This window comes from Oerskovia sp. NPDC056781 (genome assembly GCF_042789955.1).
GTDB lineage: Bacteria > Actinomycetota > Actinomycetes > Actinomycetales > Cellulomonadaceae > Oerskovia > Oerskovia rustica.
On sequence record NZ_JBHUAD010000114.1, the window covers coordinates 1 to 12,685 of the forward strand.

The following is a 12,685-nucleotide window of genomic DNA, read 5'->3' on the forward strand; positions in this document are numbered from 1 at the left end:
GCCACGAGGAGGGCGGCTCCGGCCGTGCTGGGCCGGGGCGACGCGTGGCGGCAGAGGGCGGCAGGGCGCGGAACGCCGCCCCTCGCGCCTCTGTTTTGCTCCGCAGCGCCCCGAGAAGGTAGCCTTGCGACGCTCGGTGCCTAGCATCCGAGCATGGAGACGTCGCATAGTCAGGTCTAGTGCGCCACCCTGCTAAGGTGGTAACGGGGCAACCCGTTCGAGGGTTCAAATCCCTCCGTCTCCGCTCAGGAAGGTCCCGGCTGCGTCAGGCCCGGGGCCTTTTCTGTTGCCCGGAACGGCGCCCCGAAGCGCCGCCCCGAGACCTCACCCCCCGCACACGGCTGCCCGACGGCGGGACGTGAGCTCCGCCGTCGGGCGCCGGTCTGCGCGGCGAGAGCCCGGGATCGGCTACCGCATGACGTCAGGCCGCCATGGCCGACCGCACCACGAACCGCGACGCGGCCGCCCCTGCCAGGACGAGCGCCGAGGCTCCCGCGACGCACGCCAGGAACTGCAGCATCACGTCGACGTTCGCGAAGGCGTTGAGCCCGATGATCGGTGCCATGAACATCAGGGCGCCGGTCGTCGCGAGGCCGACGCTCGCCGCGAGGGGGATCACGGTCTCGCGCAGGCGCGCCTTGTCGAGGGTCTTGAGGTCGGTGCCCGCGAGGGTCAGCGCGCGGTACTCGCCGCGCTGGTCGATCACGCGCCCCGCCTGCATGACTCCCGTCGACACCGCGGCCAGCACGCCCGCGATCGCGAGCGTGAGGAAGCCGCCCGTCTTGAGGTCGCCCATGAACTGGGCCTCGCTCGCGTCGGCGCCCATGCTCGGGTCGAAGAGCGCGAAGATGCTCGTCATGCCCGCGATGAACGTCGCGAGCGCGACCCCGCCGACCGAGCGCCACGCCGTCTTGGGCGAGTCGACGATGCGGCGGCCCGCGAGGAGCGTCGGCACCCCCTTCGCGCGGTGAGCGGTGATCCGCCCCACGACCCAGATGACGAACGGGCCGACGACGTTGAGCGTCGCGAACCCGGCCACGAGGACCAGCACGAGGATCGTGATCCCCACGGCGTCGCTGCCGAACGACACGTTCGTCGCGACGATCATGGCGACGAAGGCCAGTCCCATGCTGATCAGCCGCACGGCCTTCATGCCGGGCGGTGTCACGCGGGCCGCGACGCCCAGGGGAGTGATCGCGACCCGGCGCAGCGAGACGGCCGCCGAGAACAGGGCGACGAGCACGACGCCCACGACCGCGAGCAGCAGCGCGGGCACGCCGACCCACAGCTCGGAGATCTCGAACGTGCGGCCCTGGAAGCGCAGCTGTGCGACCAGCGGCAGCAGGGCCGCGTAGCCCACGAGCCCCACCAGGGCGCCCACGAGCGCCTGAGCAGCCGCGTCGAGGACCGTGAGGGTCGCGACCTGCCCGGTCGTCGCCCCGGCCAGACGCAGGGACGCCAGACGGGCGTCCCGACGGGCCACGGCGAGACGGGCCGCCGCCCCGCCCAGCGTGACGAGCGGGATGAGCAGGAGGAGTGCGGCGATGGCCGCGAAGACCGGGTACTGGACGTCGTACGAGGTGACGTCGGCCCCCGTCCCGTCCCTCATGCCCTCGATCCCGCCGGCACGCCCCAGGAAGGCCCCCACGCCACCGACGACGACGAGCAGGATCGCGGTCGTCGCGGCGAACGCGATGATCGCCAGGACGTTGGTCAGCCCCTGGGGGTCGCGGCTGTCGGAGCTGCGGCGGCGCAGGAGCCACCACAGGTCGAGGGTGGCCTTCATCGGGCCGCTCCCTGCGTCGGGTCGTGCTGCGCCGCGGGTGAGCCGTTCGCGGGGTGCGCGGCCATCGCGGCGCGCGTGGCGCCGTCGGGCACCTGGGCCTGCGGGGAGGCCTGTTGTGCGGGAGCCGCGTGGAACTCGCCCGAGATGCGGCCGTCGCGCATCGTGACCGTGCGCGAGCAGTAGCGGGCCACGCCCGCGTCGTGCGTGACGATCACGAGCGCCGCGCCCGACGCCTCGACCGCGGTCGTGAGGACCGACAGCACCTCGGCCCCCGTGCCCTGGTCGAGCGCGCCCGTGGGCTCGTCGGCGAACACGACGCCGGGGGACCCGACGAGGGCGCGCGCGATCGCGACGCGCTGGGCCTGGCCGCCCGAGAGCTCGCCCGGCCGGCGCTGCTCCATGCCGGCCAGGCCCAGGTGCGCGAGCCAGGCCGCCGCGACCTGCGTGGCCTCGGCGCGCGGGGTGCCCGCGAGCATGAGCGGCAGGGCGGCGTTCTCGACCGCGGGGAGCTCGGGCAGGAGCTGGCCCGACTGGAACACGAAGCCGAAGTCCTGGCGGCGCAGGGCCGTGCGACGGCCCTCGCTCAGGGTCGTCAGGTCCTCGCCGCGCCAGGACACCGCGCCCGAGGTGGGCTTCAGGATCCCCGCGAGGCAGTGCAGGAGCGTCGTCTTGCCCGAGCCGGAAGGGCCCATGATGGCGACGGACTCGCCGGGCGAGACCGTGAGGGAGACGCCCGCGAGGGCGTGCGTGGCGGTGTGGTCGGTGCCGTAGACCTTCGTCAGCCCGGAGGCGACGAGGGGCGAGCCGGTCGAGGGGGCAGGGCCGAGGTTCGTCATGCTCCCATCCTTCGGCGAGGACGGGGTGCGCCGCGTCCGGCCACGGTGTGGACCTGCCCGACGGCGGGTCATGCCCTGGGGGGACCGGTCGCCGTCCTCGCGGCGTACGGGGCTTGCCCGGCCCCAGAGGGGGCTGTATCTTTGAGTGAGCGCTCAGTCAAAGATAGGAGAGGTCATGAGAACGGTCGACGAGGAGCAGCGTGCCGCTCGCCGGTCAGCACTGCTCGACGCTGCGGAGACCTGCTTCGCCGAGCGCGGCTACGACGCGACCCGCACGGCCGACATCTGCGCAGCAGCGGGCATGAGCGCCGGCAACCTCTTCCACTACTTCCCGACCAAGCACGACGTGCTGCTCGCCGTCGTCGACCGGGACGCCGAGCGCACCGCGACCGAGGTGAGTGAGCTCGCGCACGCCGACGACCCCTGGGAGGCGCTGCTCGCGCTCCTCGACGAGGTCTGCCGACTGGCGTCCGACCCCGTCGCGGCCGGGCTCGCGCTCGAGATCTCCGCGCTCGCCCATCGCGACGAGGACGTGCAGCAGCGCATGCAGGCCGGCGACCGCGCCTTCCGCGCGGCCCTCGCCGCACTGCTGGCCGCGGGGGTCCGGACCGGGCAGGTCGCGACGACGCTGTCCGTCGAGGAAGGGGCGACCTGGCTCGCGGCACTGGTCGACGGCGTCTTCGCGCGCGTCGCCGCGGACCCCGGGTTCGACGCCGGCGCGCAGAGCCCCACGTTGCGGCGCGTGGCGACCGCGCTCCTGGCGGGCGAGTCGTGAGTGCGGGGCAGGGGGCGCGGGGTGCGGCGGGACGCGCACCTGCGGTCGTCGACGGTCCTGCGGGGGCAGGGGACCGCGGCGCTGCGGGGGCAGTGGGCGGGACGGGCTCAGCGGGCGCAACGGGACCGGTGGGCCAGGGGCGACGGCTCGCCGACGTCGACGCGCTGCGAGCCTTTGCGTTCCTCGGGATCCTCGCGGTCAACGTGTGGGCGTTCGCGGACCCGTACTACGCGACGGCGAGCGGGAACCCCGCGTTCGACGACCCGTTCGACCACGCCGTGCGGTTCGGGGTCGCCGCCCTGTTCGAGACCAAGTTCTACCTGCTCTTCTCGTTCCTCTTCGGCTACTCGTTCACGCTCCAGATGGCCTCGGCCGAGCGGGACGGCGTCTCGTTCGTGGGGAGGATGCTCCGGCGGGTCCTCGGGCTCGCCGTCCTGGGGGCGGTGCACGGCGTCGCGCTCTACTCCGGCGAGATCCTCGTGGTCTACGCGGGGCTCGCCCTCGTGCTCCTGGTGTCCAGGCACATGACCCCGCGTCGAGCTGTGGTCCTCGGGAGCGCGCTGCTCGCGGCCGTGGCGATCCTGTGGGTGGGGCTCGGAGTGCTCCAGCTCGCCGCAGGCTACGCGGCGGCTCCTCCGGGGGCGGGGGGCGGCGAGGCTCTCGCGAAGGCGACCGCGTTCGGGGGCGACGCGGGGGAGACGTTCGCCTTCACCGCGGGGCACCGCACAGAGGTCCTGGCGGCGATCGTCCTCCTCCAGGGGCCGAGCGCGCTCGCGATGTTCTTCTTCGGGTTCGCGGCCGGGCGGCACGAGCTGTTCGCCCGCGTGCTGCCACGTGCCGCGGTGCGGTGGTCGCTGGGACTCGGTCTGACGCTCGGGCTGGCGGGCGGGATCTTCTACGCCTGGACCGTGGTGCGCGCACCGGGAGGAGGGCTCGAGACGCTCGCGTTCGGCGTCGGGCAGCTCACCGCCCCGTTCCTGACCGCCGCGTACGTCGTCGGGTGCCTCGCGCTGTTCCGGCGCTCGCCGCGCGTACGAGACTCGATCGCGCCGGCCGGACGCATGGCGCTCACGGGCTACGTCGGCCAGTCGGTCGTGCTCGCGCTCGTCTTCACGGGCTACGGGCTGGGGCTCGTGGACCAGGTCGCGCCCGTGGCGGTGCTCGGGCTCGTGGCGGTCGTCTTCGCGGCCCAGCTCGTCGTGAGCCGGTGGTGGCTCGGGCGGCACGCCTATGGGCCGCTCGAGTGGGTGCTGCGGTGGGTCACGAACGGGCGACGCCCACGGTGGCGGGCGCCGCGCTGAGCCACGGCGGTCAGGTCAGACGATCGGGTTCGTGAGCGTCCCGACGCCCTCGATCGTGATGGAGGAGGTCTGGCCCGGCACCACGTGCGCCGACGTGCTCGGCGACCCCGTGAGGACCACGTCGCCCGGGCCGAGGGTCAGGTGCGACGTCAGGTAGACGAGCTGTTCGACGACGTCCCACGCGAGACCCGACGTCGACGCCTCGGCCTGCGTGGCGCCGTCGACCTGGACGTCGATCGCGAGGTCGCCCGGGCTCGCGATCGACGTCTCGATCCACGGGCCGAGCGGCGTGAAGCCGTCGCCGTTCTTGGACTGCGTGAACTTGTCGTCGAGCGCGCTCTGCTCGTACGCCGTGACGTCGTTGCCCACGGTCCAGCCGAGGATCACGCCGGGGACCTGCTCGGGCGTCAGGTGGCGGGCGGTCCGTCCGATGACGATCGCGAGCTCGCCCTCGACCACGACCTTGCCCGCGGCCGGGTCGAGGCGCACGGGCTCGCCGGGGCCGATCACGGTGCGCGCCGACTTGGTGAACGCCTGCGGCGGGACGAGGCGGTCCGCCGGACCGCTGTTGTGCGCCATGCCGAGCACGACCCGTGGCTCGCACGGAGCGAGGAGGCGCGCGCCGTCGACGGGGTGGGTCTCGCCCGTGCGCTCGAGGACCGGGGCGTGGTGGTCCACGACCACGGCCCACGTCTCGCCGTCCTGGACGACGGGGCGAGGGCCGGTAGGGGTGTCGATCCGGGCGAGTCTCACGGTGGGGTCCTCCGTCTGCGGGCGATCGGTCCGCGGGCGTTCGCCCGCGTGCGTCAGCGCGGTCGTGCCGGCTGGTGTGAGACTACAGGACGTATGACGTCCGATGTTGCTGGGCGTGCTCGCGCCGAGGTGTGCTCTGTCGAGCGCTTCGCCGACCGTCAGGCAGCCTCGACGAGAGGCGCTCAAGGTGTCGTGCGTCACGAAGCGGCTGGTCAGGCCGCATCGGTTTGAGTATCCGGCGAATCTCGTTGTAGTCTTCTCGACGGCTGCTCAAGAGAAATCACGAACAGCCGGGCGCCCGTAGCTCAACGGATAGAGCATCTGACTACGGATCAGAAGGTTGGGGGTTCGAATCCCTCCGGGCGCACAGTACGCGAATCGGCGCGGTTCCTGGGAGACCAGGGGCCGCGCCTTCGTCGTTCCTGGGCTGATTGAGAGTGCTCCCCGTCGCGTTCCCCGCCACAGTCACACACCGCCCCGCTGCGAGTAGGCCGCCAGCGACTCCACAGCCCGGGTGAACGCATCGTCGTGGGGCCGCGCGTAGCCGTTCGTCACCTTGATGTCCTCGTGTCCCAGGATGTCACGCACGACGTGCGGAGGGACGCCCGCTGCGAGCATGTTCGTTGCGGCTGTGGCCCGCAGATCGTGCACGCGGAATCCCGCGAACCCGAGCCAGGCGACGAACGCGGTCCATCCCTGGACCGTCTCTCCGTTGCCCTTGGTCGCCTTGGCCTTGGACTTCAGGACGTTCCCCCGGATCACGTAGCCGGTCCGCTCCGATCGGAACACCTGAGCTGACCGGGGCTGCTTGGCGAGCACTCACTCAACGGGCCGACCAGGTGCCTCGGAATCGGGACCAGGCGGCTCTTGCCCCCCTTTGGGTGGCCCCCAGACCAGGTTGCCTTCACGCGAGTAGCCGGCCGCGAGGTCGCCGTCGTCCTTCGTCATCTCGGAGACGGAACGCTGAATCCTGAGCAGCCCGCGCACGAGGTCGACATCACCTACCTGCGCGGCAGCCTCGCCGTAGCGGAGTCCGGCGGACCCCATGAGGTCGACCATCACCACGTAGGGCTCACCGTTCTGCAGCTCACGGACCGCTTCGACGAGGGACGCGAGCTGCGCTGGGGTGAGCGTCATGCCGACCTTGCGCTCCTGGCGGTGGCGCTTCTCGGCGTTCGACGACGTCGCAGACCTCGCGGAGTTCGCGGAGAGCAGCCCGTCCCGAACGGCGACGCCCAGCACGGCCGACAGGGCGAATCGTGCTTGCCGCGCTGTGTGGACGCTGCCGGTCCGTGCCCACTCCGCCTGAGCGCGCTCGACCTCACCGACGGAGATGTCACCGACCTTCATGGTGCCGAAGGTCTTGATCACGCGTGCGTTCCACCCGTCGCGGTAGTAGCTGAACGTCCGGGGTGCGAGCCGGCGTCGGAGGACCGGTTCGGCACGCTCCCAGAGTCCCGAGTCGGACAACCGGGTGCGTTCGAGGTCCAGGTTTCGCCCTCGGGCCGAGTCGTGCTGCTTGCGCTCCCATGCGTCGGCCTGGGCGCGTGTCGAGAACTCTTCCTCGACCTCCCGGCGGGGACCGTGCGGCGGGTAGGTCCAGACGCGGGCGCGCCAGACGGTACGCGTGCGGGACTCACCGTTGTCGCCCGTGTACGAGTAGACGCGCTTCTTGACGCTCACGGTGCCTGCCGCTCGCCCCGTGAGGCGATGAACGCGTCCACGTCCGACGCGAGCCACCGCCATGCTCTCCCGACCTTCCACGCGCGCGGGATCGAGCCGTGCCCCCGCCTCGCGAGGTCCTGCAACGTCGTCTCCGGAATCCGGAGAAGGGCTGCCACCTCGGCCTGCGTCAGAACCAGTGACTCGCCGGTGAGTGTGCTCATGAGCTGTTCCCCCGAGCCGGTGCGGCCGACGACAAGCGTGTGCCGACCGCTGAGGTCGAGACGCCACGGCTGCCCGTCCGAGCACCGCCCGAGGCTGACAGCGCACGTCTCGACCCGTACCCGTGACGCCATCGTCTCCTTCGGCGACTTCGCCTCTGGCCCTAGCAGTGACGAGAAGAACGCCCGGCGTCTCGCCCTTCTCAGGAAGCTCGCTGCATCCGTCGGTCGCGTTCGCATGCTCGGCTCCGCCGCGACAGACTTAGCGTGGCTGGCGGCTGGCCGGCTCGACGCGGTCGTCATCGACGCGAACCGGGCTTGGGACGACACCGCAGGGATCGCAATCTCGGTCGCCGCGGGCGCGACGGTCACACACCTGGACGGCAGCGCCTACACGCTTGATGGGCCTGACGTGTTAGCCGCTACGCCCAGCGTTCACGACTGCGTCGTGACCATACTCGAATAGACGCAACTGCCCCGACCGCACGTATCGGGTGAATTTCCGCTCAACGGGTGCCGCCTCGGAGGGCCTGCGGGCCGATGTCATCGGCATTCGGTACTCTCCGGACCGTGCCCCCACAGTCGCAGTCCATCACGAAGCTTCCCTCCTGGAACGAGATCCGCCAGAACGCGCGGGAGTTCGCACATCGATGGGCAGGCGAGTCCTCAGAGCAGGCCGAGGCTCAGACATTCTGGAACGAGTTCCTGGCGGTCTTCGGAGTGGACCGGCGAAGGGTCGCGCTGTTTGAGAGGCACGTGAAACGGACGTCCACCGGGAAGGATGGGCGCATCGACCTGTACTGGCCCGGCGTACTCGTCGTTGAGCACAAGTCGGCGGACAAGCCCCTCGACGCCGCTGAGGCCCAGGCGATCGACTACCTCGACGACCTGGAGCAGGAGAACATCCCTCAGGTTGTGATCACGTCGGACTTCAAGCGCATCCGGATCCTCGACATGCGTGAGGTAGGCGCGCAACCGGTCACGATCTACCTCCATGACCTGGAGCGAGAGATCGACCGCTTCATGTTCATTGCGGGGTATGAGCAGCGGAAGTTCTCGGATGAGCAGGAGTCCCTCGCCAACATCTCCGCCGCCAAGTTGATGGGCGAGCTGTACGCGGAACTGGAACAGGACGGGTACCCGGACCACGACGCCTCGGTCTTGCTCGCCCGCCTGCTGTTCCTCATGTTCGGCGATGACACGGGTATGTGGTCGAAGGGATTGTTCCTGGAGTTGCTGGAGACGCGGACCTCGCGAGATGGGTCCGACCTTGGTGCCCAACTCGCCGCTCTGTTCTCGATCCTCGACACGCCAGAGAACCGCCGACCGAGGCACGCCGATGAGTTGATGATCAGATTCCCTTATGTGAACGGACACCTGTTCTCGGAGCAAGTACGATTCCCATTCTTCAACCGATCGATGCGGTCCAAACTGCTGGAGGCGGCTGCGTTCGACTGGTCCAAGATCAGCCCCGCCGTGTTCGGTTCGATGTTTCAGTCGGTCAAGGACCGCACGGCGCGGCGGACGATGGGCGAGCATTACACCACCGAAAAGAACATCATGCGGGTGGTTCAGCCTCTGTTTCTCGACGAGTTGCGCGCAAGGTTCGACGTGATCAGGAATGACGCTCGCCGCCTTCGTGAGTTTAAGAAGCAACTCGGAACCTGGCGCTTCCTCGACCCTGCTTGCGGCTGCGGCAACTTCCTAATTATTGCCTACCGGGAACTCCGACGCCTTGAACTTGAGGTGATGATCCGGCTCCGTGACCTCCGCGTGGAAGCCGCGACGACACCCGGCCAGAGGTTCCAGCAGGACGTCATCGATCCCTCCACGATGCTCGACGTGACCATGGACCAGTTCGTAGGTATCGAGATCGAGGAGTGGCCGGCGATGATCGCTGAGACCGCGATGTTCCTCGTAGACCACCAGGAGAACATCAGGCTTGCGGAGGAGTTCGGTGTAATGCCGGACCGTCTTCCTATCGAGATTTCTACCAAGATCGCACGAAAGAATGCGCTCCGCGTCGACTGGCGGGCAGTAGCGGGGCTAGCCGCAGGTCAGTCGGCAGACAATTTAATCATCCTGGGCAACCCGCCATTCATCGGCATGAACCGCATGACCGCCGCCCAACAGGAAGATAGAACGCACGTCTTCGAGAGTGTCGATGCGCGAGATTTGCGCACCGGTCGCCTTGACTACGTGGCCTGCTGGTATGCACGAGCGATCGCGATGCTGCAGGGCTCCAAGGGTCGGGCGGCTTTCGTCTCCACCAACTCGCTAACCCAGGGCGAGCAAGCCCGAACCTTCGTGCCACTGTTCGATCGCTATGGCTTCAAAGTTGACTTCGGGCACCGCACGTTCCTTTGGACGTCCGAGGCGCCAGAGGCGGCATCAGTCATGGTGGTCATTATTGGATTCTCCGCAGTGGACAGAGCCTCAAGAAAGCAACTGTTCGACTATCCGCACGCGAAGGGCGACCCCGTCGAAACCCAGCCGGGCCGCATCAACTTCTACCTTGTCGATGCTGCGGATCTCGCGCCGGTCAAGTTGTCTCGCCCAATGGTCGACGGTATGCCGTTGGCCTCCAAGGGATCGCAGCCCACCGACGGGAGGGGCGGGCTGCTGGTCACCGTCGATCAGTACGCAGAGCTGGCGCACGACACTATCGCTTCCAAGTACCTGCGCAGGTTCTACCAAGGCGACGAACTCCTCGGAAATGTCCAGCCTCGGTGGTGCTTGTGGTTGGTCGACGCGCCTCCGTCAGACCTGCGTGGGTCCAGGCTCCTCCGCGACCGGCTGCGGCAAGTCAAGAAGGCTCGGTTGGAGTCGCCCACTCTCAGCGTTCAGCAGCAGGCGGACACACCTGCGTTGTTCACCCAGATCCGCCAACCCGAGGGGCGATATATCGCTCTTCCTGAGGTTTCTTCGGAGAACCGGGAGTGGATTCCCGGCCGGTTCTTTGGTCCGGACGATATTGCCGGGAATAAGTTGATCGTGTGGAACACGCACGAGCTGTGGCATTTTGGATACCTCCAATCCTCAATGTTCATGGCGTGGATTAGGACATATGCTGGGAGGCTCAAGTCCGACTTCTCGATCAGCCCCGGCTTGATGTACTTCCCATTTCCCTTCGTGGTCCCGAACGTCGCGCAACAGGCAAGGATTGAAGTGGCGGTTCGGGGGATTCTCGACGAGCGGGAGGCGATCGGGGAGACTCTTGCCGCGATGTATGACCCGCTCGCCATGCCGCGCGGCCTCCGTCGCAGGCATCAAGCACTCGATGCGGAAATCGATGGGCTATACGGGCTGTCGCGTCCCACCGAGGCAGACCGCATGAAGGCTATCGTGAAGCGATACGAACTGCTGCTCCAGGGGCTACCGACTAAGGTCCGCAATGCTGCTCGGATTGTGTCGGACGCCGTCTGATGGGTGCGCCGTATGTCTCAATCAAACGCCTGGTTGACAACTCGCTCGCGGCCATGCTGTCTGCGATTGAGGTCTATAATAAGCCTCGGATGACTTATCGTGACGAAGTTACGGTGATGCTAGTTGTCAACGCCTGGGAACTCGCACTGAAGGCGGCGCTCCGGCGGGAGAATCGATCGATCTTCTATACAAAGAAGCGCGGGGAGCGCTACCGATCGGTCACTCTAGATGATGCGCTCGGTCGATTGAATGGACACGCGCTGTGGCCGAAAAGTATCGACGGCCCCGCGATCACGGCAAACATCAAGGCGCTGTCTGAGTATCGCGACCGTGCAATCCATCTTTACAATGCTCAGGGCCTCGGGGCGGTGATCTATCCGTTTCTCCAGCAGAACGTCCTGAACTTCCGTGACTTCATGCTCGAAAAGTTCCAGAAGGATCTTGCTGAGTCGATAACATGGCAACTCCTTCCACTTGGCGCAACTGCTCCTGCGGACGTGGTTAAGTTCATGAAGGTGGATAAGAGTGCACCGATGGTCGCAGAAGTTGAGCAGTTCATTGGGGAGCTCCGAGGGTACATGGACACTGCGGAGCGAGCGGGGGCAGACATGTCCCGCGTTGCGACCGTCTACGACATTCACATGCGGTCGACAAAGAAGATCACGAGTGCCGACCTTGTTGTCGCGATTTCAGCAACCGGTGATGGTCAGGTGGTTGTGCGCAAGACCGATCCGAACCAAACCCACCCATTCAGTTTTGCGAAGCTGCTGGAAAAGGTAAACGAGAAGCGCGCGGGTAGAGAACTCACCTCGTTCGATCTCCAGGCGATTTGCTGGAAGGAGCCGCTGCGGTCTAATCCGAAGTATGCGTGGAAGCATAGCAACGGTGCTACTCACGTTTGGTCTGGTGAGGCAGTATCGTACCTGGTCTCGATTGTCGATGCTGACGTTGAACGGATTCGCGCTGAGTATATTGCGGACAGGGCCCGCGTGCGTCAAGGGCGTTAGAGCTCCAGGAACTTTCGATCCGTTCTTTCGCCCCATGCTCAAGATTGCACTGAAACCCTCGCGTTGTCCCCCCTGGATGGCATTCCCTGAGTCGGTGAGAACTTTCGCTACTGACTCAAGCGCGCGGCTTCGCCGCGCGGGCGGCCTCCCGGGTGGGCTGGCGTCGCAGGGCCCCGCGCTCCGCTCGCAAGCTCGCTGCGCGCACCCCGCGGCGCAGGCCCACCTGTCCAGCCGCCACGGCGAAGGGCGGCCCCGAGCTGTTCCGGGACCGCCCTCACGTCGTCGGTGGTTGCCGACACCTTCGTCGTGCCATCCGGCTCCGCACCGACAGCCGAGCATCCGGCCGTCTCCGCCCTGCGTCCAGGGCGCCTGCGGCGTCGCGCTGCGATGGCCTGCGGCCACCCTTGACCCAGGACTCCGACAGCCTCTTGTGCTCCGCTATCGGTACGGCGCCTCCGAGTGTGCCCACCGATGCCGACGCTCGGCTCCCCGCCGTCCTCCCCGCCAAACGACGCGATCTCCTCGCCCGAGGGCCAGTTTCCCGGGCGAACCCCGCGAAGGGAACCGCGGGATCCTGCGGGAGAGCTCGCCACCGTGTTCCTACGGATCAGAAGGTTGGGGGTTCGAATCCCTCCGGGCGCACGCACCTGACCAACGGCTCCACTCGACAGAGTGGGGCCGTTCGTCGTTGTGACAGCAGCAGGTCGTAGCAACGGGCCTGCCGCGCATCGGGCACCGGTGACGATCCGCCCGTGGCAGGAAGCGGACGACGTGGGGGGCTGTCCAGCGACTTGGTGTGTCGTCTCCGAGCGGATGTCGATGGGGCCAGCCTGCACGGTGGGCTGAGCCCCTCGTGGTGCGCCCAGCGAAGTGGTTCGACCTTGCCTGAGAGGTAGCCGGTCGGTGGGGCGCCAGCAG

Annotated in this window: 11 protein-coding genes and 2 tRNA genes; 7 read left to right on the forward strand and 6 right to left on the reverse strand. The window is 67.9% G+C overall.

Going from position 1 to position 12,685, the window contains the following annotated elements:
- The first annotated feature begins 155 nt into the window (after positions 1-155).
- A tRNA-Ser gene (locus ACFRCR_RS11225) sits at positions 156-244 on the forward strand.
- Positions 245-421: 177 nt separating this feature from the next.
- Here the strand turns inward: ACFRCR_RS11225 and ACFRCR_RS11230 are convergent.
- Both ACFRCR_RS11230 and ACFRCR_RS11235 read right to left on the reverse strand, forming a co-directional pair.
- Positions 422-1,786, reverse strand: a complete 1,365-nt coding sequence (locus tag ACFRCR_RS11230; RefSeq protein WP_377677572.1) for an FtsX-like permease family protein — start codon at positions 1,784-1,786, stop codon at positions 422-424.
- Positions 1,783-2,622: an ABC transporter ATP-binding protein gene (locus tag ACFRCR_RS11235; protein ID WP_377677574.1), complete on the reverse strand. Its 840-nt coding sequence runs from the start codon at positions 2,620-2,622 to the stop codon at positions 1,783-1,785. Before ACFRCR_RS11235 ends, ACFRCR_RS11230 begins: the two co-directional genes overlap by 4 nt.
- A gap of 175 nt (positions 2,623-2,797) precedes the next feature.
- Here ACFRCR_RS11235 and ACFRCR_RS11240 point away from each other — a divergent pair, with 175 nt between their 5' ends.
- On the forward strand, positions 2,798-3,397 hold the full coding sequence (locus ACFRCR_RS11240) for a TetR/AcrR family transcriptional regulator (RefSeq protein ID WP_377677575.1): 600 nt from the start codon (positions 2,798-2,800) through the stop codon (positions 3,395-3,397).
- 128 nt (positions 3,398-3,525) lie between these two features.
- A complete protein-coding gene (locus ACFRCR_RS11245; RefSeq protein WP_377677577.1) occupies positions 3,526-4,698 on the forward strand; it encodes a DUF418 domain-containing protein in 1,173 nt (390 codons plus the stop codon).
- Positions 4,699-4,713: 15 nt separating this feature from the next.
- Here ACFRCR_RS11245 and ACFRCR_RS11250 read toward each other — a convergent pair whose 3' ends face one another.
- A complete protein-coding gene (locus ACFRCR_RS11250) occupies positions 4,714-5,451 on the reverse strand; it encodes a fumarylacetoacetate hydrolase family protein (protein WP_377677579.1) in 738 nt (245 codons plus the stop codon).
- A 294-nt stretch (positions 5,452-5,745) separates the two neighbouring features.
- Here ACFRCR_RS11250 and ACFRCR_RS11255 point away from each other — a divergent pair.
- Positions 5,746-5,818: transfer RNA gene (locus ACFRCR_RS11255), tRNA-Arg, on the forward strand.
- Between the two features lie 98 nt (positions 5,819-5,916).
- Here ACFRCR_RS11255 and ACFRCR_RS11260 read toward each other — a convergent pair.
- The 3 genes from ACFRCR_RS11260 to ACFRCR_RS11270 are packed head-to-tail and all read right to left on the reverse strand — an operon-like array spanning position 5,917 to position 7,337.
- Positions 5,917-6,240, reverse strand: coding sequence for a tyrosine-type recombinase/integrase (locus ACFRCR_RS11260; protein ID WP_377677581.1), 324 nt, complete (start codon positions 6,238-6,240; stop codon positions 5,917-5,919).
- Between the two features lie 30 nt (positions 6,241-6,270).
- On the reverse strand, positions 6,271-7,134 hold the full coding sequence (locus tag ACFRCR_RS11265) for a hypothetical protein (RefSeq protein WP_377677583.1): 864 nt from the start codon (positions 7,132-7,134) through the stop codon (positions 6,271-6,273).
- Positions 7,131-7,337 carry a helix-turn-helix transcriptional regulator gene (locus ACFRCR_RS11270; protein ID WP_377677584.1) on the reverse strand — a complete coding sequence of 69 codons (207 nt, stop codon included), beginning with the start codon at positions 7,335-7,337 and terminating at the stop codon, positions 7,131-7,133. Before ACFRCR_RS11270 ends, ACFRCR_RS11265 begins: the two co-directional genes overlap by 4 nt.
- Between ACFRCR_RS11270 and ACFRCR_RS11275 the strand changes: the two genes are divergently transcribed.
- From ACFRCR_RS11275 to ACFRCR_RS11285, 3 genes are all read left to right on the forward strand, one after another.
- Entirely contained in the window at positions 7,336-7,800 is a 465-nt protein-coding gene (locus ACFRCR_RS11275) for an inositol monophosphatase family protein (protein WP_377677586.1), read from the forward strand. The genes ACFRCR_RS11270 and ACFRCR_RS11275 overlap by 2 nt on opposite strands.
- Positions 7,801-7,904: 104 nt before the next feature.
- A complete protein-coding gene (locus ACFRCR_RS11280) occupies positions 7,905-10,760 on the forward strand; it encodes a DNA methyltransferase (RefSeq protein ID WP_377677587.1) in 2,856 nt (951 codons plus the stop codon).
- Positions 10,760-11,767 carry a DUF3644 domain-containing protein gene (locus ACFRCR_RS11285; RefSeq protein WP_377677589.1) on the forward strand — a complete coding sequence of 336 codons (1,008 nt, stop codon included), beginning with the start codon at positions 10,760-10,762 and terminating at the stop codon, positions 11,765-11,767. Before ACFRCR_RS11280 ends, ACFRCR_RS11285 begins: the two co-directional genes overlap by 1 nt.
- Positions 11,768-12,685: the final 918 nt, after the last annotated feature.